The organism is Parapedobacter indicus (assembly GCF_900113765.1).
GTDB lineage: Bacteria > Bacteroidota > Bacteroidia > Sphingobacteriales > Sphingobacteriaceae > Parapedobacter > Parapedobacter indicus.
Window position 1 is genome coordinate 46,945 of the sequence record NZ_FOQO01000016.1, and the last position, 21,709, is coordinate 68,653.

At 42.8% G+C, this 21,709-nt stretch carries 29 protein-coding genes; 16 read left to right on the forward strand and 13 right to left on the reverse strand.

Translation table 11 applies throughout. The features are described from left to right. Positions 1-228 precede the first annotated feature (228 nt). The 13 genes from BMZ56_RS24550 to BMZ56_RS24610 form a co-directional block, all read right to left on the reverse strand. The gene (locus BMZ56_RS24550) at positions 229-597 is read right to left on the reverse strand and encodes an SPW repeat domain-containing protein (RefSeq protein WP_090632334.1); all 369 of its coding nucleotides are present in this window, start codon (positions 595-597) and stop codon (positions 229-231) included. A 66-nt stretch (positions 598-663) separates the two neighbouring features. Further along, the gene (locus BMZ56_RS24555) at positions 664-1,137 is read right to left on the reverse strand and encodes a Dps family protein (RefSeq protein WP_090632337.1); all 474 of its coding nucleotides are present in this window, start codon (positions 1,135-1,137) and stop codon (positions 664-666) included. A gap of 95 nt (positions 1,138-1,232) precedes the next feature. Next, positions 1,233-1,664 carry a DUF1003 domain-containing protein gene (locus tag BMZ56_RS24560; protein ID WP_090632339.1) on the reverse strand — a complete coding sequence of 144 codons (432 nt, stop codon included), beginning with the start codon at positions 1,662-1,664 and terminating at the stop codon, positions 1,233-1,235. A 166-nt stretch (positions 1,665-1,830) separates the two neighbouring features. Then, entirely contained in the window at positions 1,831-2,418 is a 588-nt protein-coding gene (locus tag BMZ56_RS24565) for a uracil-DNA glycosylase family protein (protein WP_090632342.1), read from the reverse strand. Between the two features lie 59 nt (positions 2,419-2,477). Further along, positions 2,478-3,266 (reverse strand): SDR family NAD(P)-dependent oxidoreductase, encoded by a 789-nt coding sequence (locus BMZ56_RS24570; RefSeq protein ID WP_090632344.1) that lies wholly within the window; start codon positions 3,264-3,266, stop codon positions 2,478-2,480. Between the two features lie 19 nt (positions 3,267-3,285). After that, entirely contained in the window at positions 3,286-3,825 is a 540-nt protein-coding gene (locus BMZ56_RS24575) for a carboxymuconolactone decarboxylase family protein (RefSeq protein WP_090632347.1), read from the reverse strand. A 162-nt stretch (positions 3,826-3,987) separates the two neighbouring features. Further along, on the reverse strand, positions 3,988-4,263 hold the full coding sequence (locus BMZ56_RS24580; protein ID WP_090632348.1) for a hypothetical protein: 276 nt from the start codon (positions 4,261-4,263) through the stop codon (positions 3,988-3,990). A gap of 85 nt (positions 4,264-4,348) precedes the next feature. Next, entirely contained in the window at positions 4,349-4,654 is a 306-nt protein-coding gene (locus BMZ56_RS24585) for a DUF1905 domain-containing protein (protein WP_090632349.1), read from the reverse strand. Positions 4,655-4,684: 30 nt separating this feature from the next. Next, positions 4,685-5,149 (reverse strand): carboxymuconolactone decarboxylase family protein, encoded by a 465-nt coding sequence (locus tag BMZ56_RS24590; RefSeq protein ID WP_090632352.1) that lies wholly within the window; start codon positions 5,147-5,149, stop codon positions 4,685-4,687. A 3-nt stretch (positions 5,150-5,152) separates the two neighbouring features. Beyond that, positions 5,153-5,752, reverse strand: coding sequence for a hypothetical protein (locus BMZ56_RS24595; protein WP_177195300.1), 600 nt, complete (start codon positions 5,750-5,752; stop codon positions 5,153-5,155). A 71-nt stretch (positions 5,753-5,823) separates the two neighbouring features. Then, positions 5,824-6,126, reverse strand: coding sequence for a phosphoribosylpyrophosphate synthetase (locus BMZ56_RS24600; protein ID WP_218146661.1), 303 nt, complete (start codon positions 6,124-6,126; stop codon positions 5,824-5,826). A 17-nt stretch (positions 6,127-6,143) separates the two neighbouring features. Continuing rightward, entirely contained in the window at positions 6,144-6,587 is a 444-nt protein-coding gene (locus BMZ56_RS24605) for a hypothetical protein (RefSeq protein ID WP_090632357.1), read from the reverse strand. 130 nt (positions 6,588-6,717) lie between these two features. Beyond that, positions 6,718-7,140: a DoxX family membrane protein gene (locus BMZ56_RS24610; RefSeq protein WP_090632359.1), complete on the reverse strand. Its 423-nt coding sequence runs from the start codon at positions 7,138-7,140 to the stop codon at positions 6,718-6,720. A 500-nt stretch (positions 7,141-7,640) separates the two neighbouring features. Here BMZ56_RS24610 and BMZ56_RS24615 point away from each other — a divergent pair, with 500 nt between their 5' ends. From BMZ56_RS24615 to trxA, 16 genes are all read left to right on the forward strand, one after another. Further along, positions 7,641-8,219 carry a hypothetical protein gene (locus tag BMZ56_RS24615; RefSeq protein ID WP_090632361.1) on the forward strand — a complete coding sequence of 193 codons (579 nt, stop codon included), beginning with the start codon at positions 7,641-7,643 and terminating at the stop codon, positions 8,217-8,219. Positions 8,220-8,285: 66 nt separating this feature from the next. After that, positions 8,286-8,957 carry a succinate dehydrogenase cytochrome b subunit gene (locus tag BMZ56_RS24620; protein WP_090632363.1) on the forward strand — a complete coding sequence of 224 codons (672 nt, stop codon included), beginning with the start codon at positions 8,286-8,288 and terminating at the stop codon, positions 8,955-8,957. Between the two features lie 352 nt (positions 8,958-9,309). After that, on the forward strand, positions 9,310-10,290 hold the full coding sequence (locus BMZ56_RS24625; protein ID WP_090632365.1) for an L-histidine N(alpha)-methyltransferase: 981 nt from the start codon (positions 9,310-9,312) through the stop codon (positions 10,288-10,290). A gap of 11 nt (positions 10,291-10,301) precedes the next feature. Beyond that, a complete protein-coding gene (locus BMZ56_RS24630) occupies positions 10,302-11,705 on the forward strand; it encodes a mercuric reductase (RefSeq protein ID WP_090632413.1) in 1,404 nt (467 codons plus the stop codon). After that, positions 11,702-12,676 (forward strand): ABC transporter ATP-binding protein, encoded by a 975-nt coding sequence (locus tag BMZ56_RS24635; protein ID WP_090632368.1) that lies wholly within the window; start codon positions 11,702-11,704, stop codon positions 12,674-12,676. The genes BMZ56_RS24630 and BMZ56_RS24635 overlap by 4 nt, the downstream gene beginning before the upstream one ends. Then, positions 12,673-14,241 carry an ABC transporter permease/substrate-binding protein gene (locus BMZ56_RS24640; RefSeq protein WP_090632369.1) on the forward strand — a complete coding sequence of 523 codons (1,569 nt, stop codon included), beginning with the start codon at positions 12,673-12,675 and terminating at the stop codon, positions 14,239-14,241. Before BMZ56_RS24635 ends, BMZ56_RS24640 begins: the two co-directional genes overlap by 4 nt. Beyond that, on the forward strand, positions 14,238-15,398 hold the full coding sequence (gene egtB, locus BMZ56_RS24645) for an ergothioneine biosynthesis protein EgtB (protein WP_090632372.1): 1,161 nt from the start codon (positions 14,238-14,240) through the stop codon (positions 15,396-15,398). The genes BMZ56_RS24640 and egtB overlap by 4 nt, the downstream gene beginning before the upstream one ends. Positions 15,399-15,449: 51 nt before the next feature. Next, a complete protein-coding gene (locus BMZ56_RS24650) occupies positions 15,450-15,803 on the forward strand; it encodes a SnoaL-like domain-containing protein (protein WP_090632375.1) in 354 nt (117 codons plus the stop codon). 27 nt (positions 15,804-15,830) lie between these two features. Then, entirely contained in the window at positions 15,831-16,808 is a 978-nt protein-coding gene (gene msrA, locus BMZ56_RS24655; RefSeq protein ID WP_245893394.1) for a peptide-methionine (S)-S-oxide reductase MsrA, read from the forward strand. Positions 16,809-16,838: 30 nt separating this feature from the next. Further along, complete coding sequence (trxB, locus tag BMZ56_RS24660; RefSeq protein ID WP_245893392.1) at positions 16,839-17,798, forward strand: thioredoxin-disulfide reductase; 960 nt, start codon at positions 16,839-16,841, stop codon at positions 17,796-17,798. Positions 17,799-17,844: 46 nt separating this feature from the next. Then, positions 17,845-19,497 carry a glutamine--tRNA ligase/YqeY domain fusion protein gene (locus BMZ56_RS24665; RefSeq protein WP_090632377.1) on the forward strand — a complete coding sequence of 551 codons (1,653 nt, stop codon included), beginning with the start codon at positions 17,845-17,847 and terminating at the stop codon, positions 19,495-19,497. A gap of 38 nt (positions 19,498-19,535) precedes the next feature. Next, on the forward strand, positions 19,536-19,886 hold the full coding sequence (locus BMZ56_RS24670; RefSeq protein WP_090632380.1) for a DUF488 domain-containing protein: 351 nt from the start codon (positions 19,536-19,538) through the stop codon (positions 19,884-19,886). Positions 19,887-19,951: 65 nt separating this feature from the next. Then, entirely contained in the window at positions 19,952-20,245 is a 294-nt protein-coding gene (locus BMZ56_RS24675; RefSeq protein ID WP_090632381.1) for a GNAT family N-acetyltransferase, read from the forward strand. Positions 20,246-20,259: 14 nt separating this feature from the next. Beyond that, the gene (locus tag BMZ56_RS24680) at positions 20,260-20,772 is read left to right on the forward strand and encodes an OsmC family protein (RefSeq protein ID WP_090632385.1); all 513 of its coding nucleotides are present in this window, start codon (positions 20,260-20,262) and stop codon (positions 20,770-20,772) included. 11 nt (positions 20,773-20,783) lie between these two features. Then, complete coding sequence (locus BMZ56_RS24685; RefSeq protein ID WP_090632388.1) at positions 20,784-21,269, forward strand: peptide-methionine (S)-S-oxide reductase; 486 nt, start codon at positions 20,784-20,786, stop codon at positions 21,267-21,269. A gap of 100 nt (positions 21,270-21,369) precedes the next feature. Continuing rightward, a complete protein-coding gene (gene trxA / locus BMZ56_RS24690; RefSeq protein ID WP_090632389.1) occupies positions 21,370-21,699 on the forward strand; it encodes a thioredoxin in 330 nt (109 codons plus the stop codon). Positions 21,700-21,709: the final 10 nt, after the last annotated feature.

Sequence of the window (21,709 nt, forward strand, 5' to 3'; positions counted from 1 at the left end):
TTCCAAGCATAATGCTAAAGAAGCCTGATGCTCCACTAAAATACTTCTTTAATTCGTCCGCCGAATACTCAAAACCAAGATATTGATTTGTCAAAACTATAATTTCTTGTCGTGTAAATACTTTTCACCAGAGTAACCCAACTTAAAATAGTTGGGTTACCATCTTTTGCATTTAGATTTTCTGAAAATTGGGCAACTATTTATTTTCAATTAGATAATGACTACTCTTTATCGACCAGTCGAACGACCTTCACTTGCAGTAACCGCCACAACCAGATATACAACCACTGCATTGATATAATAATACGCCGCATCCAGACCGGCAAAACCAAAAAGAGAAGGTACGAGCATAAATAGGGTCGCAACCAACAGGTCAAGTGTTAGATGTCCACCGAATGGAATTATTTTAAATGCCCCATAGCGGTAATTTGTTGCCATACTGACGACAATGACAAGCACGCCTGTAATCACTGATATCCACGGCGCCAACGGATTACTGCTGCCCAGCTGTAATACAAATGGTGAGACAATTAATGCAACCGCAGCAAGGTAGTCAACAATGCCATGATTAGTGGGGGAAAGAAATCTTAACTTCATGTTTTTTAAATTATAGTGGAAGATTGATAGTTTTCAAAACATCACCTACGTCATCATACCTAAGACCTAAATTAAATGCGAACGGAGCATCCAAGCCGTCTTTTCGTGGTATTCGGTCAGGCCAGTTAAATAGTCACTGGTGCCAACGTCCTTCAAACGCTCCGCTAAGCGGTTAATTTGCGTTCTGATATTGATAGTAATACTTTCGTGGTCGCTCAACAATTCCCTTATGAAACCGGTACTGTCGTTTTTCTCCCTTGTCTGTTCTGTGAGGTGTGTTAATTGCAGAATCTGTTTTAAGGTGGCGGGAGCATAATGTCCTAAGGTCCTCATCCGTTCTGCAACGTTATCGATGATGTCAGCGAGCTCAGTATATTGTGATTCGAACATGATATGCATAGCATGGAAGTTCGGTCCCTCAATATTCCAATGTGCATTACGTGTTTTGGTATACAATACAAATTCATCCGCAAGGATATGAGAAAGAACTTGACTAATTTCAGCCAGATGTTCTTCACTTATTCCGATATTTGGTTTCATAAGAAAAAATTAAAATTCATTACTTTACGCAAAACTATGTTCCCTCAGGCGTATACCCAATGACATTTATCACAATATCATTTCCTTATTAAACGCTATTTCGTAGAATGCCCTCGTTCTACCTTGATGTCCTGCAAAATGGTGATGATTTTATCCAGTTTATCAGTTTCAATCCTACTAAGTCTTACCTGCAATTCTTCGATTTCCTCTTTTGCTTCAAGGTTGGTCCTGTAGTCATCATATGCCTGAATCCTGTCTCGCGCACTCTGACGATTTTGAGCCATCATAATGATAGGTGCAGCGTATGCTGATTGTACCGAAAAAAGTAGATTAAGAAGAACGAACGGAAAAGGGTCCCAATGCGAGAAAAATGCGATTAAATTAATTCCAGCCCACGTTAGAACGGCTGCAGTCTGAATAATAATAAACTTCCATGAGCCCAGGACGTTTGTCACTTTATCTGCGATGCGATCCCCTGGACTGCAATCGGATTCATGTTGTTCGTGCCATGTTTTACTACTTTTCATTAAACGTATTGCAAGCTTTGGTATATGATAAAAATTTTCTGTGTTGATGTCGGAAAGCACCTGATCCTAACATGATGTTCCTCGCTTAATTCAAATAAAATTATGTTCGTCTTAGAACTTGTACAATGACATTTATCACAATAGATACGTAGTCTTCAACATCGTCCTACTGGTTAACGTTGTAAATTCCAAGTGATTTAATCTTTTGCTGTAACACACATATCAGATTTTCCTTAAACCACTCGTTTTTCCTTTGCCATATATTGTTCCGGGGAGATGGGTGTGGCAAGGGGATAAAATTTGGCAAGTATGCTTCATAATTCTTCACCGTTTCTGTTAAGGTCTCTTTAGCACTGTTTTTCAAGTAGTATTTCTGGGCATATTGTCCAATTAGTAAGGTCAGTTTTATCCCTGTCATTGATTTTAAAACCTGCTGATGCCATAAGGGCGCACATTCCGGTCTTGGGGGCAGGTCGCCTGATTTTCCGGTACCCGGAAAACAAAAGCCCATCGGCATGAGGGCAAAGACCTTGTCATTATAAAATGTTTGCTTATCTACTCCCAGCCATTCCCTTAAATTATTACCGCTGGCATCATCCCACGGAATGCCGCTGTCCTGAACCTTTTGACCTGGAGCCTGACCTATTATTACGATTTTTGAAACACTGCTCGCTTGAATGATCGGTCGAGGAAGGTTAGGTAAAAACTTTTGGCAAACCGTACAATTTCTAATTTCTGAAAGTATTTTGTCCATTTGATATATATATAAAGCATAGCCTTCAAGTGTTTTCTTTTGCCTGTATAGAAACTATGCTACATGGAACGATGATTCTTGGTCCGCTTTCTCAGGACTTCAAAATTATCGGCAGCAATTTGATCGATTTTTTTGGGCTCTAAAAAATTCAACTTTACTTGTTCTTCCATTTTCTCGCCACCTATGATTACATTAATCTGTTCCTGAATTAAACCCGCAACAGTCGCTTTTGCTACGTCTTCAGGGCTATCCATTTTGTCTACTACTGCTGTCTTCATCATACCCGTATCAGTTGCTGACGGATAGACCGTCATAACATGTATAGGATATTGATAAAGTTCCCTTCTCATAGCATCGGAGAACTGTGCCACCGCAGCCTTAGTTGCAGCGTATACACTATAAAATGGCATAGCGATGTATCCGTATCCCGAGGATATATTGACGATTGCTCCTTCGTCGCTTTTCTGTAAAAGGCTGGTTAATTTCTTTGTCAATAGCACAAGTCCTGTGAAATTGATATTTACCTGACCAATAATATCTTCATCGCTTTGCTCGGTCAACAAACCGGCGCTGACAACACCCGCACTATTAATTAATATGTCCAGCATTCCCCATTCTTGTGATATCGCTGACACCACGTTGTTTATGTCTTCAGTAACTGAGAGGTCAGCTTGTATAGTAACGAGGTCAGCTGATTTCAACTCAGCTTTTAACATCTCTAAGGGCTCCTTCTTTCTGCCTACAACGGCTATATCCCTTACGCCATGCTGGATGAGTTCTTTGGCAATTGCTTTGCCTATTCCAGCGCTGCCACCGGTAATTAATACCTTTTTGTTTTTTAGTTCCATAATATCTTTAATACACCTGCTAATTGATACGCTTTGCCAATGGAAATTCATTTGGTACCTGAGTAACAGCGTGCAGTATGTTACTGATAGTCCGGTCACCGATGTGAACGATCAAATCAATGAGATTTTCTTTTGTATAACCGGCTTCAAAAAAGGCAGCTACCAAGGTGCCATCGCCCGGATTCCTTTTTTCCGAAAGTTGTTTGGCGAGCTTTACCAGTGCATCCAGTTTTTTGTCAAAACCCGCACTTCCACCTCTGATCTCAAGGGTCTGTTCTTCGGTAAAACCGTTTAGTTTCGCAACCATCGTATGGGCACTTAGGCAATACACACAATTATTCACTTCGCTCACCACCAATGTCGCCGCCTCTGCTTCTTTCCGGGTTAGGGAAGTCTTGCTGTTTTCAAGGTTCATATAGGCTTCCAATGCGTTTTCAGAATAAGCCAATGTGGAATAGAGGTTGGGAACAGCCCCCATTGCTTTTTTTAGCTGGTCGAATATTTGCTGGTTTTTTGAAGAGACTTCTTCTCTTTTCAGGATTTCGAATGTTTTTTCCATTTTACTTTTTCGTTTTTAAAATTATTTATCAATTGAAAAATGATATCACAAAGGTAGGTCGGGATATAGCTTGTCGAAGTGTCAGTTTTTCCCCTTATGTGGTTCAAACTTCCCGAAATACTTTGCAATAAGAGGCCGTACTTTCGAAGGAAAGTTCTTCTCTTATTGATTATCGATGTATTCACCTAAAGCAATGGCCAGTTTTTCAAAAACTTCATCCTCCACCTGCCCATCACGTTGTTCCCAAGCATCGGCACCTTCACCATTTTTCACCATCGTCGTGAAATGTTCGTTGTTTGATACGACAATAAAAACGTCGTTACAGGGAATAAACAAGAGATTATAATAGTCGCCGACATCAAAAAGATCCAACTCTAAATGAAATGCTTCTTGTGGCATTTGAGGTTCGTAAAGGTCGAATTCGTCTTCGTTAATCATGATAAAAATATGTTGGTTTAAAATTAAAATCGCTACAGTTAAAATAGCAATGGACTTATTTCCTTAAGCATGTAGGCAAAATCTATCATGAAATATCGCAGGTCGGTCCGGTGTCAAGCCGCTCCAGGATACTAATGCTCACCTGGTCGCCAACTTCCTTCTCAATTAGCTCCAAAAAATTGCCTTTAAGCGGTAGTTTATGATTGCCGTCACCCAGGGGCATGAACGAACCCTCGAATACTTCCCCTTCGGCTGACGCGCGAACTTTAACACGAGCCCGGGTACCAAAGAAGCTTGCAGACTCTGGCCAAATAACATAAGTCCAACCACGCTTTTCAGTGCTTTTTTGAAGGATTGCTGTGAAACGGGCCAGCGAGTAATTTGGATTCATGGGTACAAAATTTAAACTATTACAATTGCGTTATTCAAAATATGGTATCTCACCCTGAGCCAGTTTTAAGCGCGTCCATACATTCATATTGATGACCACTGCCGCGATCTCTGCGATTTCTACTTCATTAAAATATTGGGTCATTGCGTGGTGAAATCTCTGAAAGCCAACTTTTTTTCCGTCAGTCAGTGCATCACAATATGCCAGTGCTGCTTTTTCTTTTATGGTAAAGAGTTCGCTATTATACCAGGATGAGATATTGTCAACTTTTTCTTCCCCAATACCGATTTCCCTCGCGGTTTTAGCATGAAGTATAACACAATAAGCGCATTCATTTTTTTGTGCGACCCTTAGGCGAATGAGTTGGGCTAACTTACTGTCTGTTTTTAGGTTTTTTGCCGTATAGCCAAAAGCTTCTGCCATTTGTTTAGCTATGTCCAAAAATGGTGTGCTTTCCGGATTAAAACGTGTGTTTTTAAATTTCACTGAACTCATGTTTTAAATTTTTTTAGACGAAGGATCTATTTTATTATCGGAATTTGACGGTTCCTTAAAATAAACTGTTTCCAATCTTTCATCGCGTAGAATGCTGGTGACTAACCATACATATTCCTTTAGTTTAGTGTCATATCCCAGCATGGAAAAACTTTGTCCAAACGGACAGGCCGGAAAATCAGGAAAATCCTTTCTCAGCACATAGCGGTGAGGATTTTCATTGAATTTTGATTTGTGAACTTTTGGCAGTATGCCGAACTTCAAGTCTGAATTACTGTCTTCAAGGGTCAACAGTGTTGTTTCTGCTGACCGGATTTTATGGATGACAAAGTTATCCTCCAATGAGGATAAAGTATTGAACGCATCGATTAGGATGCCCTTTATCCCTTTTTTCGGGATGGAAATTCCATAAACAAGGGAAGAATCTTCAGCAGTATCTGAACTTTCAAGACGATAGGCATGATCTATTTCGAATTGATCGGCATTATACTTAACAGACTTCTCTACCCAAAGTAATTTTTCGTCCTTGATCCTGAATTCTTCCGTGTATCCCTGCTCATCCAGTTCATATACAACTTCCACAATATTGTTCTTTCCTTTCATAGTGTCTTTTGATTTTACGTTAAATAAGAATTAAACACGGTACAACGGTAGCTAAGACCGAACATTCCGCTTTAATGTGTTTTTAATTTTTGCACCATCTCGGCTGTTAATGGATCAGAATACAAACCATAGGCATCAACTAAGACACCTTGATGTCCGGATTTAGTCTTTAGCGCATAAACAATCGATTCATCTCCCGGGTCTGTATTTCCCTCGAACCGATAGAATGCTACGATTTCGAAGTCTTCGGGTTTAAAAGATTTGCCAAGGGCCTTACAATAGACACTATCGCTTTGCATGTTGAAATCTATTGTATAACCTCTTTTATTTAGGCCGTCTAATGCTTCTGAAAGTGTATCATAGGAATTCATCATCTATTTTACTTTGCATGTTAATTTACGACCTCGATGGTGAATTTTTTATTGTTGAATTCAAATGTATCACCTGCCTTTTTTCCCGCTAATTGCCTATAAATAGGTGCATTTACCGAAATGCCCATAAAATGTCTACCATCAATTGTAAAGGGTGATTTTGGTACTGCAATGATCATACAACGGCCATTCACGCTTACTATGGCGCCCGGTTTCACTACCTCTGTGGCTTCGAATGAAATGTTGTTAAGCGCTTCTAAATGTTCAATATGGACATGGGCCTGATGTTCCAATTGATCCGAAACTTCAATACTTTGCCGATGGTGTGACTGATCATCTTGATCTACGATTTCCTCCCTGTCAAGAAGATTCCCCATTAAGAAATCTTCATATTTCATTTCCGCTTCATCTATATGATGTCGTTCTAATTTAATCAGTGCTTGTTTAATTGCGTTTTTATCCATTTTTTCAAATTGTTTTTGTTATGTGCTTTGAGGATGCATCGTTAGTCGAGCACCCATTCAGTTCAGTGCGATACTATCGATGATCGCTGCGATCAATTGGGCAGTTCTTACCCTTCTATAGAATACGTACTTAATTTTTTGGTTTTACTTCGGGTTCAAGGACGGCTAACAACAGGCTGGCGAAACTGACAACGAAAACCGAATAATTGAATGGTGATCGATATCCGGTAAAGAGCAGCATACTCATGGCAAATATCAAGGTAAGCACAAAGCTACCATAAGCCGCAAACCTGATCTTATAACCGATAATAAGCAGAACGCCAAATAACGCTTCGCCGATAGTTGCGATTAAGCCAAAGAAGGATGCCATTTTCGCAGGAAGGTAGGGCATCAATGTATTTGTATAGGCCACAAAATTGGCCCAATTTCCCCATGATACATTGGCGCTGTCCGGTGCACCCAAAAAACCAATACGATCCAATACCGGAAGTATAAAGCCCACCCCTAATGCGAATCGTAATAGTATCTGTGCTGTTGGAGACATCTTTTTCATCTGTTTATTTTTTGTTTTTAGCTGTCAGATGGAGCCTTTGACGATTAAAATAATCATTGCCCTGTGTGCTTAATGATTATTTTAATCATGTCGGGTTCATAATGAAATTTATGTTAGAAAATTCAAAAGCTTCACGAGTTAAACTGAGTAAAACACCCGTTTTTTTACCTATCAAAGTACGTGAGTAATATTCTTTTTATCATTGACATTTATCACAAAAGGAAAAATCGTCATCATACGAAACCAAGCGGTATTTCTTTCTCTAAAAGAGCAGACGCCGTTTCAATTGATTCGATTATGAAAGCTGTTATAGAAGTGCTGCTGGTTTGATTTTTTTCAAATCGAAGCTGTTACGTGTCCATCTTCTATTTCTTTTTTTAAGAAATAAGATGAGTTCTGACAAATAAAATGTGACAAATGTCCTTGAACCGGAATCTTCATTTCCTTTGTTTTGTATGGTATAAATCAGTTGTAAAAGCTTATTGTAATAAATAGTGGTTATGGCATTAAATGAAAACGATCTTATCCATGTGATTGATGAACTGCGCCTCAAAGGGTATACAGAAACCTTTGTCATCAAAGGCAATCTTGTTTATTCGACAAACCTTAATAGGGGATTTAGAGAGGAAGAAATAATTATTGACGGTGCCTATCGATTTGACGTTACCGAAGACGCATTCGATACGCAATACCTATTTGCTATTTCCTTGCCACAACACCGGATCAGGGGGTTGATCATTGATCTTTTAGGGATGTATTTTTACATGGAAGAGCAGTCGGTTACCAAGATATTAAGAGATGCAGACATTGTTAACTACGTTTTTGATGACCAGGACCCTTTTGTAAAATATGGACTCAAAAAAATTACGCCGTCCGATTTTGACGCGGACAGTAAGCGCTACGTATTGCGGATAGGATTTCCCGATTATCCGGCTTGTCCTGTTGGAACGGATTTCACCATGCTGGGCTTTGATGAACAAACTCAGGAGTATGTCTGGCTTGCCACGAGCATTCTTAAAGATAGCCGTCTGAGAAAGGTTGCGTTCACCAAATATGGTACAGAAAATATCTGGATTTAATCTCGAAATGCTTGAATAAACTCATTGTCAATTTCTTACCTGTTAATTATTCAATATACAAACGAGATGAACTGGTTCTTTAAAACATTCAAAAGCTCAATAGGTAAGAAGTTTACGATGGCATTGACAGGCTTGTTCCTGATCTCTTTTTTGATTGTACATGCAGCTATTAATGCCCTTATATTCTATAATGACGGAGGCGCTACATTTAATAAAGGAGCTCATTTTATGGGCACAAATCCTGTAATCCGGACATTGGAAATCGTTTTAATAGCTGGCTTTCTCTTGCATATTATTCAATCGTACCTTCTCTGGTATTCCAACAGGGCAGCACGGCCGGTAAAATACGCCGTGGTAACCCAACCCAAACAAGTGACCTGGAACAGCAGGAGCATGACCCTGCTCGGCACCTTGATTTTATTGTTTCTAATTATGCACACTTCCTATTTCTGGATTCCGAATCGTATGCACCAAATCCGCTATGGAGAGGAGTTACCACTATATGAAATGATGTTGAAGAAATTCAGTAACCCTGTGGTGGTCATTCTATATCTCTTAGGAATCTTTTCGCTTTATTGGCACTTGTTACACGGGTTTGCCACCGCTTTCCAGAGCATGGGTTTGGCCCACAAAAAATACACCCCTATAATAAAAGCCTCCGGCAAAATCTTTTCGATAGTTATCTGTATCGTGTTTGCGCTTATGCCGTTGTCCATTTACTTCAACTGGATCAATTAATACAGGTACACTCGTAGTATACTTTTGTAAAAGGTTGACACTTATTTCCAGTTTCGTTATCCACTTTTCTCTTTGAAAACTGGATTTTTCCTTCTGCATTTTTTTTAGAAAAGACGATTTCCGTTGGCTGAAATTATCCGCCAGACAGTGCCGCTCTCACATGAAAGCATGCATCAAGATGTATAACAATTGTTTACTGCTAAATTTTTGCCAAGTAATCAATTTACCAATTGATGTGTGACAAATGTCAATGTTTGAAAGAAGACAAGTTTATAACTTGCCCTCTTTATCCTTTGATAAATTAAGAAATCGGGCAACATACAGTTTATCTTTTTAAACCCTACTAAATAACATGATATCAACAGACACAGACGAGTGCAGACTTGCAACAAAAAGTAAGGATTTTTATTTAGACGTTATAGAGGGCTTACGGGAAACCCCGAAGCGGTTATCATCGAAATACTTTTACGATAAAAAGGGTGATAGTCTCTTTGAGGCTATTATGCATTCTCCCGATTATTACCTTACCCGGTGTGAAATGGAGATTTTTATCCGGCAAGCCGAAGAGATTGTTTGTCGCATAGCCGGCCAAAATGCAAATTTTGAATTAATCGAATTGGGACCCGGTAACTGCGCCAAGTCAATCCATCTGTTACACGCGCTTACCCAAGTAAATGCAGTTTTTAATTATGTGCCGATTGACATCTCCGAGAATGTCATCAATGAACTCCGGTCATTTCTACCGGTTCATAGTCCGAATCTCCGATTCAATGGAGTGGTGGGTGATTACTTTGATGCATTATCCGTTCATAGCTTATCACCCGGAACACGGAAGGTGGTGATGTGTTTAGGAGGCAACATCGGCAATATGACGGTAGCTGAAAGCAACCGATTCTGCGCGAAATTACGTAGTTACCTGCAACCCGGCGACCAGTGTATCATAGGGTTTGATTTGGTCAAACATCCCGCGATTATCCAGCGTGCGTATGATGACCGTGCGGGATTGACCCGGGAATTTAACCTGAATTTGCTAACACGGATTAACCGGGAGTTGGATGCCGATTTCAGGGTTGACCAGTTTGACCATTACTGTAGCTATGATCCGTTGACGGGTGCTGCCAAAAGCTATCTCGTTAGTTTAGATGATATGGTGGTCAGCATATCCGGCGACCTGATCTCATTTGAGAAGGACGAGTGTATATGGACCGAAATATCACAGAAGTATGCTAAAGATCAGATCCTCCAAATGGCAACCGATAACGGTTTTAGCCATACCGCAGAATTTATGGACTCTAAATCATGGTTTATGGATGCGGTTTGGACAGCAGTTTAAATCAGAAAAAAATGGAAAAATTTGATGCAATCATTATCGGTTCCGGTCAGGCAGGCAATCCCTTAGCCAAGCGGTTGTCCCACGAGGGCATGCGTGTAGCGATTGTCGAATCGGCGCATGTTGGTGGCACCTGCATTAACTATGGCTGTACCCCCACAAAGACATTGGTTGGTCTGGCTAAAAATGTCACCCAGGCGCGTGCAGCGTCAAAGTATGGCATCGTACTAAAAAATGAAGTTCCGGATTATAAGCTAATCAGTCAACGTAAAGATGAGGTAGTAGGCATTTATCGCAAAGGACTTGAAAAGCGGCTGTCTGAGGATGCCAATATCACTGTCTTTCATGGGACAGGTAGCTTTTCGGGATATAAAGAGATTCAGGTAAAATTATCGGACTTGAACTATAGATCCATCACCGCGAATCTGATATTTATTAACACGGGTGCCCGTGCCCATATACCGAATATCGAAGGGTTACAATCCGTGAATTTTCTCACTTCGCAATCCATTCTGGAACTTGATTACCTTCCAAAGGAACTGCTCATCATTGGGGGAGGTTATGTGTCACTTGAATTTGCACAGCTTTTCCAACGGTTGGGCAGTCAGGTTACCATTGTTGAGCAATCTGTGCGCTTATTGCCTAAGGAAGACGAAGATGTAGGATTGGAAATCACCCAAATTCTTGAAGCAGAAGGCGTGAATATTATTACCGGGGCTACCACCAGACGCGTGTGGGCAAATTCAATGGAATCTGTTTCCGTTGAGATTTTATCGGAAGGAAAATCACAAACCGTATCGGGAAGCCATCTTTTGGTTGCTACGGGTAGAAGACCGAACACTGACGACTTGAATCTACCAGAAACGGGAGTTCAGGTTGATGAAAAGGGGTTTATTCCTGTTAATGATTATCTGGAAACCAAGGTAGCCGGTATTTACGCACTTGGTGATGTCAAGGGCGGCCCGGCATTCACCCATGTATCGTATCACGACTATATTGTGTTGACTGAAAATCTTTTTGATAAAAAAACCTCTTCCATTCGCAATCGCCTGATCCCTTACTGTGTTTTTATAGACCCTGAGCTTGGAAGAATCGGACTTACAGAAAAGGAGGCCGGCGAAATGGGCTTGGATTTTTCAGTGGCTAAAATGAAGACGTCTTTCATTGCCCGGGCGGTTGAGGTTGGTGAAACAAGTGGATTTATAAAGGCGATAGTTGACAATAAGACCAGGAAAATTTTGGGTGTAGCCGTGATATGCCCGAACGGTGGCGAATTGATGTCGTTACTTCAGGTCGCCATGATGGGCGGGCTGACCTATGATCGATTACGCGACACGATGTTTGCGCATCCTACCTACGCAGAGGCGGTTAATAATCTTTTCCACCCGGCACATATAAAATCAAAGAGTGAACTATGATCCATGTGGGCAAGGTATATAAGTCTTTTGGAAACAACACGGCAATTGACAATGTAAGCCTTGAAATTGCTGAGGGTGAACACGTTGTTCTGCTTGGGCCAAGCGGAAGCGGGAAGACTACCTTGCTACGGATGATCAATGGTCTGATAACACCTTCATCGGGTTCTATACGAATCAATGATGCGGATATCCGCGAGCGCCCGCAGAATGAACTGAGACGGCAGATCGGTTATGTACTGCAACGCAATAGCCTGTTTCCGCATTATACCGTGGAAGAGAATATCGCTGTGGTGCCCAATCTACTAAAATGGGAGAAACGGGCGACCGGCAAGAAAATCAGGGAGCTAATGAAAAAGCTGCATTTACCTGAAACGTACTTGTCCCGCATGCCGGACGAATTAAGTGGCGGTGAGGCACAACGGGTAAACATTGCCCGTGCACTTGCGGCAGATCCACCGATATTGTTAATGGATGAGCCGTTCAGCGCATTGGACACGCTTACGAGGAAATCAATACGTGAAGAATTTATGCAGCTGGATGAGTTCCAAAGGAAAACCGTCGTCATGGTTACGCATGACATCCAGGAGGCTTTCGAATTGGGCGATACCATTGCTTTGCTCCATCAGGGAAAACTGGTGCAACGTGGAAAACCATTGGAACTATTATACAATCCCGCCGATGATTTTGTAAAAGGCTTTCTTTCCAACGACTATTTAAAGCTTTCGCTGGGGATTACATCGATTGCGGACCTGTGGAATTATCTGCCGGTAGAAAACGGCGACGAAGAAGGCTTTTTTGCAGAACCTGTCGGTAATACCACATTGTGGAATGCGATGGAGTCCTTTCAGGACAAAAATAGAGCAGGTCAATTCATCGCCATGCGACATGAACATTCCGGTGAATGGAAGCGTGTTACTTGGAGTAATCTCATGCACGCCTATCGTTTACTTCAAAACAATAATCGCAGATGAACGACAAAAGCAATCTCTGGGATTTTGTTGCCAGCCATTGGGAGAAGCTGCTTGGGCAAACCGGGCAGCATATCGGGCTTACTTTCATGTCGATTTCTCTCGCGATAATCATAGGCGTTCCAACAGGCATCCTCATCAGCAGAAAGAGGAATCTGTCACCCCCGATTCTTGGATTTGCAGGAGTACTGCAAACCATCCCAAGTCTTGCATTGCTCGGTCTATTGATTCCGGTATTGGGCATTGGAGCCAAACCAGCGATTGCGGCCCTGTTCTTATACGGCCTGCTTCCGATCATCCGCAATACATACACCGGTATTACCAACATTGATCCTGAAATAAAGGAGGCTGCGAGTGGATTGGGCATGAGTTACCGGCAGTCATTGCTGAAAGTCGAACTACCGCTGGCAATGCCTGTAATACTTGCCGGTATCCGAATCGCCACGATTGTAAATGTCGGCGTGGCAACGCTCGCTGCTTATATTGCCGCCGGTGGATTGGGTGAATTTATTTTCGGTGGGATTTCGCTGAACAATACAACGATGATGCTTGCCGGAGCAATACCTGCGGCTATACTCGCACTTCTTTTTGACTTTGTGCTTTCCCGCCTTCAAAAGATAAGATTCAGGAAAATAGCGGGTATCTTTTCCATCATGGCGGCAATCGTTTTGCTTTCCGGTTTCTACATCATCCCGTCCATAGATCGAAGCAAACTATTGGCCGGGTTCACACCTGAATTTATGGGGCGTGCCGACGGTTACGTCGGCCTAAAGCAGGTATATGGTTTGAACATACCGACGGTAGTAATCAACGATGCGGTCATGTACAAGGCTATTTACGAAAAGAAGCTGGATGTGGTGAGCGGATATGGTACCGATGGACGGATTGATGCATACCAATTGGTTAGTCTGGAGGACGACCGAAAAATATTTCCACCCTACTATGCGGCACCAATTATCAAGGAGCAAACACTCCGGCGGTTCCCTGAGCTGGAACCTGTGCTGAACCTGTTGGCTGGCAGGATCAACGATTCGATAATGACCTCCCTTAATTACCAAGTAGACTATAAGCACCGAGAGCCCGCTGATGTCGCCCGCGAGTTCCTTGAAAAACAAAACCTGTACAAACCGCCGCGCCCCGTGCGTAAGAACACGATCAGGATCGGCTCCAAGGTGTTTGATGAACAATATATACTGGCCAGTCTCTATACACAGCTTATCAGGGGGTATACTGATCTTGATGTTTCACCAAAAACCGGCCTGGGCGGGACTAAAATATGCTTTGATGCACTGATGAATGATCAGATTGATCTGTACCCCGAATATACCGGAACGGGTTTGACCGTGATGTTGCAGGCTGATAGCGCAACGGTGCGCAGGCTTGGAGCAGATAAAGAGGCGGTGTATGACTATGTACAGACCGCATTTAATGAGCAATATCAGGTTAAATGGCTAAAGCCGGTGGGATTCAATAACACCTACGCCGTCATGATGCGAAAGGAAGACGTTCAGCGGCTGGGAATCCGGACAATCAGTGATTTGTCCGGTTATTTAAACGTACAAAAATGATAGACCTTAAAGACAAATACCGTAGTGTTCGCGAGCGAAGCGAAGATATCTGTGCGACGCTGAAAACAGAAGATTATGTAGTGCAGCCTGTGGTTGATGTAAGTCCGCCCAAATGGCATTTGGGGCATACATCCTGGTTTTTTGAAACCTTTATCCTACAGCACCATCTTACTGGATATTCCATTTTTAATCCGTCTTATCCGTTCGTGTTCAACAGTTATTACGAAAGCCTGGGGGCACGCGTGATACGGACCAACCGGGGGAATTTAAGCCGGCCTACCGTTGAAGAAGTGTATGAATACCGCCTTCATGTAGATGCTGCAATGGACCGCTTGCTCAGTCAGCCAATAAGCAAGGAAGTCCGGACACTTGCCATTCTCGGACTTAACCATGAGGAACAGCACCAGGAACTATTGGCGACGGACATCAAGTATATTTTAGGACACAATCCGCTGTTCCCAACCTATACAGAAATAGCAAATCCGCTGTCAGGGGAAATCTTCACTGACGAATTTATCACGATAAAAGACGGCATCTACGACATCGGCTACGATAGCGAAGGATTCTGCTTTGACAATGAACTGAATCGACACACGGTCTTTCTCCCGGCATTTAAAATTGCAAAAGGCCTCATCACGAATGGTCAGTACGTGGAATTTATGAAGGATGGCGGATACCAAAAACATGAGTATTGGCATGCGGAAGGTTTGGATTGGATCAAAAACAACCATATTAATTCGCCATTGTACTGGCATTGGATAAATGGCCGCTGGCATTACTATAGTTCGGCGGGAGTTCAGCCACTGAAATTGGATGAGCCCGTAGCGCACGTGAGTTATTACGAAGCATCCGCCTTCGCCGCATGGAAAGGAATGCGGCTGCCAACGGAATTTGAATGGGAAGTAGCTTCCAGTCGATTTACATGGGGTGAGCGATGGGAATGGACGGGCAGCGCCTATCTTCCTTATCCCGGATACGTCAGAGCAGCCGGTGCCATCGGAGAGTATAATGGCAAGTTCATGGTCAACCAAATGGTACTCCGCGGAGCCTCCATTGTCACGCCACCGGAACACAGCCGACCAAGCTACCGCAATTTCTTCCATCCTCATTTAAGATGGCAGCATACGGGCATCAGACTCGCACAAAATACTAATTAACGGCACACACATATATTGTATACATATTACTCACATTTAAAAAACAACAAAATGAAAAGCAATCTTCAAGAACTCGTAAAAGAACTGAATGGTATGGTATCAAGTGGTCAGCTGGTTGATGCGGCTGAAAAATTTTATGCACCAAACGTCAAGACCATTGAATATGACGGCTCAGTAACGGAGGGAAAACCTGCGACGATGAAGAAACTCGTCGACTTTGTGGCCTCCATTCAAACGGTCAAAAAAATTGAGCTTCTCCGATCGGTGGCAGACGGCAATGTATCCTTTTCGGAATATATTTTAGATTTAGACATGAAGGATGGAAGCAATGTCTACTTGCATGAGATCATCCGTGCACTTTGGGAAGATGGTAAAGTTGTAGAAGAGCGGTACTTCAAAAGTTAGCTGTATTTTTTAACCTTAAATCACGCAATGATGCTAAAATGGCTTGATATAATAAAATTTGCGACTAACGGCAACCCGATTCCAGACAGAAGATTGGAAAAAACCGAGGAAGAATGGAAAACACTGCTTACCGACGAGCAGTTCCGGATAACCCGGCTTAAAGGTACGGAGCGTGCATTCAGCTCCGATCTATGTTCGTATTTTGAACCGGGAAGGTACGCCTGTATCTGCTGTGGTACGGAACTTTTTGATGCAGATACCAAGTTTGAAAGCGGAACCGGATGGCCGTCCTTCACGCAGCCGATAAAGGAAAATGCGGTTGCCTACCATAAGGAAGGCTCTTTTGGCATGGTGCGTATCGAAGCGCTCTGCAATACTTGCGATGCGCATCTTGGGCACGTCTTTCAAGACGGCCCCATGCCGAGCGGACTCCGTTATTGCATGAACGCCGTTTCCTTAAAAAAAATGGATGTGCGCGAGAGGAAAATTGATTTTGGAGGAGGTTGCTTCTGGTGTACCGAGGCGATCTTCCAACGATTGAAAGGTGTGCTAAAAGTGGAAAACGGTTTTAGTGGAGGAAAGATCGCTAATCCGACCTATAGGGAGGTTTGCAGTGGAGGCACTGGGCATGCGGAAGTGGTGGAAGTCACCTATAATCCGGATGAAATTTCATTCGAAGATTTACTTAGGGTACATCTGAGTACCCATAATCCGACCACGTTAAACCAACACGGTGCGGATCAAGGCTCCCAGTATCGAAGCATCATTTTCTACAGAAACGAAAATGAGAAGCAAGCTGCGACGAAAATTATTGACGAAGTGCAAAAATCCTATCCAGATAAGGTCGTCACCCAACTGGAAATGTTCGAACATTTCTATAAAGCAGATGATTATCACCAGGATTATTATAACAATAACCCAGACGAAGGATATTGCCGGGCCATTATCGACCCCAAACTGGAGAAATTCATGGAACAGTGTAAGGATAAACTAAAACAAGAATAAGACATATCAGTCATCAAAAAGGAGACACCATTGAATACAGAACAGAACGAAAGAATTAAATGCCTGATTATCGGGTCAGGGCCATCCGGTTATACAGCTGCCATTTATACGGCCCGGGCAGATTTGAAACCCGTATTATATACAGGCTTGCTTATCGGGGGACAGCTCACCAAAACGTCTGATGTTGAGAATTACCCAGGCTACCCAGATGGCATTATGGGGCCTCAAATGATGGAGGGCTTTCACAAACAAGCTGCCAGAATGGGTACAGATCTACGCATCGGATTCGTCAGCGAAGTGGACTTTTCCCAATCGCCTTATAAAGTGACCATCGATGAAAAGAAAGTGGTGTTGGCAGATTCCGTAATTATCGCTACGGGTGCAACACCGAAGTGGCTGGGGCTTGAATCGGAACAGCAATATGCCGGTCACGGTGTTTCGGCCTGTGCTACCTGTGACGGATATTTCTTTAAAGGCGAAGACGTCGCTATTGTCGGTGCAGGAGATACCGCTGCCGAAGAGGCGCTGCATCTCTCCAAACTATGCCGAAAGGTGTATATGTTAGTGCGAAAATCGACCTTCAGGGCTTCTAAAACCATGGTACACCGCGTTGAAAATACGCCCAATATTGAAGTTAAATTCAACGTGGAAGTAAAGGAAATTCTTGGGGATGGCCTGAAGGTAAATAGTCTACAGTTGTTCAATAATATTACCCTCAATGAAAGCAAATTGGATGTGACAGGCATTTTTTTGGCCATCGGCCATCGTCCAAATACGGAGGTATTTAAGACGTGGATTGACACGGATGAAGTAGGTTATATTCAAACAAAAGATTGTACTACAAAAACCAATGTTCCGGGTGTTTTCTGTTGTGGTGACGCACAGGACGCCCGTTACCGGCAAGCCGTAACAGCTGCGGGAAGCGGTTGCATGGCAGCATTGGATTGCGAACGGTACTTATCCGCCCTGGAACACGGAGCTACTGAGTAAACGGCTGACACACATGAATTATTAAACAAACACAAAGGGCAGCACAATGGAAGAGTCATTAAATTTTGTCGAGGAAATCGTCGAGGAAGATATCCGTAATCCGGTTTATCGTGAAGGTATCGCCACAAGATTTCCTCCGGAACCCAACGGCTACCTGCATCTCGGCCATGCCAAATCCATCTGTTTGAATTTTGGTCTCGCATCAAAATACAACGGAAAGGTCAATCTGCGATTTGACGACACCAACCCGGAACGGGAAAACAGTAGCTATATAGAAGCGATCAAAGAAGATATTCGATGGTTGGGATATGAATGGCATAATGAATACTATGCCTCCGACTACTTTGAAGCCCTTTATGGATTTGCGGTGGAGCTCATCAAAAGAGGCATTGCTTACGTGGATGACAGTACATCTGAGGAGATTGCAGAACAGAAAGGTACGCCACAGATTCCGGGAACAACCAATCAATACAGAGAACGTTCAGTCGATGAGAATTTACAGTTACTCGAAGCGATGAAACTCGGCCAGTTTAGGGATGGCGAGAAAGTATTGCGTGCCAAGATCGATATGGCGGCTTCCAATATGCACATGAGAGACCCCATTATGTATCGCGTTAAGCACACTCCCCATCACCGCACCGGAAGTACCTGGTGCATTTACCCCATGTATGATTTCGCGCATGGCCAGTCCGATGCCATTGAACACATCACTCATTCAACCTGTACGCTTGAATTTGTTGCACATCGCCCCCTTTATAACTGGTTCATTCAACAATTGGGGCTGTTTCCTTCCAAACAGATCGAGTTCGCCCGATTAAACCTTGCTTATACCATTATGAGCAAGCGCAAGCTGCAACAACTGGTTGACAACGGGCTTGTCGACGGATGGGATGATCCACGGCTGCCTACGATAGCCGGTCTTCGCCGAAGGGGCTACACACCAAACGCCATCCGCAAGTTTTGTGATCGGATTGGCGTTGCAAAGCGGGATGCGATCACGGATTTTGGTTTACTGGAATTTTGCGTGCGCGAAGACCTGAACCAATCAGCTCAGCGAAGGATAGCTGTACTAAAACCGTTGAAAGTTATCATAACGAATTACGATGAAGAAAAGACGGAATATATGAGCATGGAGAATTTACCCGGAGACGAAGCTAATGGCAGCCGCAAAGTGCCATTTGGTAAAGAGCTCTGGATTGAGCAGGATGATTTTATGGAGCACGCGGCAAAGAATTATTTTAGGTTGACTTTGGGAGGGGCAGTTAGGTTAAAAGGAGCATATATTATTTCGTGTGAGCATATTATGAAAGATGAGCATGGTAATATCATCGAACTCCAATGCAGGTATTTTCCGGAAAGTAAATCAGGGAATGACCGGAGTAACATCAAAGTAAAGAGCACCATCCACTGGTTAAGCGTTCCATCTGCAATTCCTGCGGAAGTCAGGCTTTACGACAGACTTTTTAGCGTTGAAGATCCCGGCAAGACAGAGAATGATTTCCTGAGTCATTTTAACAAACATAGTATCCAAGTATTGCAGAACGCTTATGTGGAAGCAGACTTAGCGGAACGAGATAATGCGGGGGTACATTTTCAGTTTGTCAGACTGGGCTATTTTATAAAGGATACGCATTCAGATGTAGATCATCTAGTTTTTAACCGGACGGTAGACCTTAAAGAACGCTGGAAGAAAGCATAATATTTTGTTGCAAGGGTTCAAGATTAAACAAAAGCAAAATGCGGATACAGATCAAAAGAATATATGAAGTATTCTCCATCGACGATGGCTATCGTGTTTTGGTCGATCGGTTTTGGCCAGGGGGGGTAAAAAAGGAAGAAGCACGGATCGATGAATGGTTAAAGGGTGTGGCTCCTTCACAAGCCTTAATAAAATGGTTCGGTCATCAACCCGAAAAATGGGATTCTTTCTACGCACGCTATTTGGACGAATTGTTCGATTCCGCACCCCTTGCGCATTTAATGGATTTAATGGAAAAGCATAATACGCTGACGCTGCTTTATTCGGCAAAGGATGAACTACATAATCATGCAATAGTTATCAGGGACTTTTTGCTACTAACGCCGTGAGTTCTAAACGGTAAATACAAAGGCATTTAATTCAAATTATTCAATTATTTAAAATAAAAATCAAAATGGAAAAGATTGAAATACACGAAGGCGAAAAAGGAGTATCTTTTTTTTCGCTCCATGTTGGTGACGAGGAAGTTGGAAGAATGGTGGTCAGTGTCGCTCCCGGTATATTGGAAGCGGGATACACCAGTGTCGGCTTTGCCCAACGTAAGAACGGATATGGAAAAAAATTGGTAGACGCTGTGGTCGATTATGCACGCAAAAACGAACTGAAAGTTATCGCGAAATGTGGTTTTGTGGCGATGATGTTTAACAAGTACCCGGAGACTTACGGAGATATCCGTGCTCATCTGTAAACAAAAAAATCATTATGTTACGTAAAAAGCAAACGCTTCGTCTGTTCGCTAAGGATATTACTGGCGATATCGTTAAAGATCGTCAGGAGGTAACGGTTAACTGGCGAAAAGGTCAACTGGTTCTCGATGAACCTACGTTCAACGGAGGGCAAGATATCGGTCCTGATCCGTTTACAACCGTCCTGTCCGGTTTGGTAGGTTGTACATTGACTACCCTTCGTATGTATATCAAAAGGAAGGGCTGGGATATTACAGACATACACTGTTCCGTGAATATGATCCAGCAGGCCGAACCGTTCAAAACGATGATTTACAGGACGCTTTCATTTGGCCAACCGGTAAGCGATGCACAAAAGGAACGCTTGCTTTGGATTGCCGTAAACTGTCCGGTTGCAAGATTGCTTCAAGGAGAGATCAACATCGATACACATTTGTCCGAAGACCCAACTGTACCTGCGGGTCTGGGGGACTATCCTCCATCGGATGATGCTTCAGCAGACGCCACAGAAAATTACACGCCCCAATAACGAGAGAGTATATGAAAAAAATTGGTTTTGGCGGTGGGTGCCATTGGTGTACAGAAGCAATCTTTCAGGCTTTGCATGGCGTTGAACTTGTAGAGCAGGGTTGGATTTCCTCAGTGAGTCCCTATGATACTTTCTCAGAAGCAGTTATTGTTCATTTTACTAAGGATATCAACCTGGAAGTGTTGATTGAAGTCCACCTGCTCACACACAGTAGCGCAAGCGCGCATAGCATGCGTGACAAATACCGTTCGGCAGTGTATTACTTTGACGACAATGACAAAGCCGTTATCGAATCCGTTATCGGTAAGCTGGCATTGGAAAATGACACCAGCTATATTACACAGGTACTGCCCTTTGTGGACTTTAGATTAAATTCGGAGAATTACCTCAACTATTATAAGAAAGATAAGCACAAACCTTTCTGTCTGACCAATATAAATCCCAAACTAACGGCGATACGCAAAAAATTCGGACAACAAGTGCGAACTGACTTTTAAAATGGGAAGAATTGCTAATACATGGGGTGAAAACGGTAAGAGAATGGACGTGCCGTCATATTACCTTTGTAGAGTAAAATAAACAATCAAAATTTTAGTCATGAGAAAAATAGAAAACACGTTGGAATTTGAAGAAGCAATCCAAAAAGGAAAAATCGTTATTGCGGATTTTTATGCAGATTGGTGCGGCCCTTGCCAGGTACAGCTGCCGATATTGGAAGACCTATCCAAAGATCTGGGAGGACGGGTGGATATTATCAAAATCAATGTTGATCAGCAGCAGGAGCTTGCGCAACGTTTTGGCGTGCGGAGCATCCCAACATTAGTCTTTTTCAAAAACCAGAACACCGTAGAAACCTCGGTTGGGCTTTTGAGCAAGGTCGAACTACAAAAAAGAATCTCTGCGCTGGAAATGGTAAATACGCAATAAATTTTAAAAT

Bases quoted from the DNA above. Each gene is read 5' to 3' on its own strand.
- BMZ56_RS24550 (WP_090632334.1), bottom strand. From the start codon at position 597: ATGAAGTTAAGATTTCTTTCCCCCACTAATCATGGCATTGTTGACTAC.
- BMZ56_RS24555 (WP_090632337.1), bottom strand. From the start codon at position 1,137: ATGAAACCAAATATCGGAATAAGTGAAGAACATCTGGCTGAAATTAGT.
- BMZ56_RS24560 (WP_090632339.1), bottom strand. From the start codon at position 1,664: ATGAAAAGTAGTAAAACATGGCACGAACAACATGAATCCGATTGCAGT.
- BMZ56_RS24565 (WP_090632342.1), bottom strand. From the start codon at position 2,418: ATGGACAAAATACTTTCAGAAATTAGAAATTGTACGGTTTGCCAAAAG.
- BMZ56_RS24570 (WP_090632344.1), bottom strand. From the start codon at position 3,266: ATGGAACTAAAAAACAAAAAGGTATTAATTACCGGTGGCAGCGCTGGA.
- BMZ56_RS24575 (WP_090632347.1), bottom strand. From the start codon at position 3,825: ATGGAAAAAACATTCGAAATCCTGAAAAGAGAAGAAGTCTCTTCAAAA.
- BMZ56_RS24580 (WP_090632348.1), bottom strand. From the start codon at position 4,263: ATGATTAACGAAGACGAATTCGACCTTTACGAACCTCAAATGCCACAA.
- BMZ56_RS24585 (WP_090632349.1), bottom strand. From the start codon at position 4,654: ATGAATCCAAATTACTCGCTGGCCCGTTTCACAGCAATCCTTCAAAAA.
- BMZ56_RS24590 (WP_090632352.1), bottom strand. From the start codon at position 5,149: ATGAGTTCAGTGAAATTTAAAAACACACGTTTTAATCCGGAAAGCACA.
- BMZ56_RS24595 (WP_177195300.1), bottom strand. From the start codon at position 5,752: ATGAAAGGAAAGAACAATATTGTGGAAGTTGTATATGAACTGGATGAG.
- BMZ56_RS24600 (WP_218146661.1), bottom strand. From the start codon at position 6,126: ATGATGAATTCCTATGATACACTTTCAGAAGCATTAGACGGCCTAAAT.
- BMZ56_RS24605 (WP_090632357.1), bottom strand. From the start codon at position 6,587: ATGGATAAAAACGCAATTAAACAAGCACTGATTAAATTAGAACGACAT.
- BMZ56_RS24610 (WP_090632359.1), bottom strand. From the start codon at position 7,140: ATGAAAAAGATGTCTCCAACAGCACAGATACTATTACGATTCGCATTA.
- BMZ56_RS24615 (WP_090632361.1), top strand. From the start codon at position 7,641: ATGGCATTAAATGAAAACGATCTTATCCATGTGATTGATGAACTGCGC.
- BMZ56_RS24620 (WP_090632363.1), top strand. From the start codon at position 8,286: ATGAACTGGTTCTTTAAAACATTCAAAAGCTCAATAGGTAAGAAGTTT.
- BMZ56_RS24625 (WP_090632365.1), top strand. From the start codon at position 9,310: ATGATATCAACAGACACAGACGAGTGCAGACTTGCAACAAAAAGTAAG.
- BMZ56_RS24630 (WP_090632413.1), top strand. From the start codon at position 10,302: ATGGAAAAATTTGATGCAATCATTATCGGTTCCGGTCAGGCAGGCAAT.
- BMZ56_RS24635 (WP_090632368.1), top strand. From the start codon at position 11,702: ATGATCCATGTGGGCAAGGTATATAAGTCTTTTGGAAACAACACGGCA.
- BMZ56_RS24640 (WP_090632369.1), top strand. From the start codon at position 12,673: ATGAACGACAAAAGCAATCTCTGGGATTTTGTTGCCAGCCATTGGGAG.
- egtB (WP_090632372.1), top strand. From the start codon at position 14,238: ATGATAGACCTTAAAGACAAATACCGTAGTGTTCGCGAGCGAAGCGAA.
- BMZ56_RS24650 (WP_090632375.1), top strand. From the start codon at position 15,450: ATGAAAAGCAATCTTCAAGAACTCGTAAAAGAACTGAATGGTATGGTA.
- msrA (WP_245893394.1), top strand. From the start codon at position 15,831: ATGATGCTAAAATGGCTTGATATAATAAAATTTGCGACTAACGGCAAC.
- BMZ56_RS24665 (WP_090632377.1), top strand. From the start codon at position 17,845: ATGGAAGAGTCATTAAATTTTGTCGAGGAAATCGTCGAGGAAGATATC.
- BMZ56_RS24670 (WP_090632380.1), top strand. From the start codon at position 19,536: ATGCGGATACAGATCAAAAGAATATATGAAGTATTCTCCATCGACGAT.
- BMZ56_RS24675 (WP_090632381.1), top strand. From the start codon at position 19,952: ATGGAAAAGATTGAAATACACGAAGGCGAAAAAGGAGTATCTTTTTTT.
- BMZ56_RS24680 (WP_090632385.1), top strand. From the start codon at position 20,260: ATGTTACGTAAAAAGCAAACGCTTCGTCTGTTCGCTAAGGATATTACT.
- BMZ56_RS24685 (WP_090632388.1), top strand. From the start codon at position 20,784: ATGAAAAAAATTGGTTTTGGCGGTGGGTGCCATTGGTGTACAGAAGCA.
- trxA (WP_090632389.1), top strand. From the start codon at position 21,370: ATGAGAAAAATAGAAAACACGTTGGAATTTGAAGAAGCAATCCAAAAA.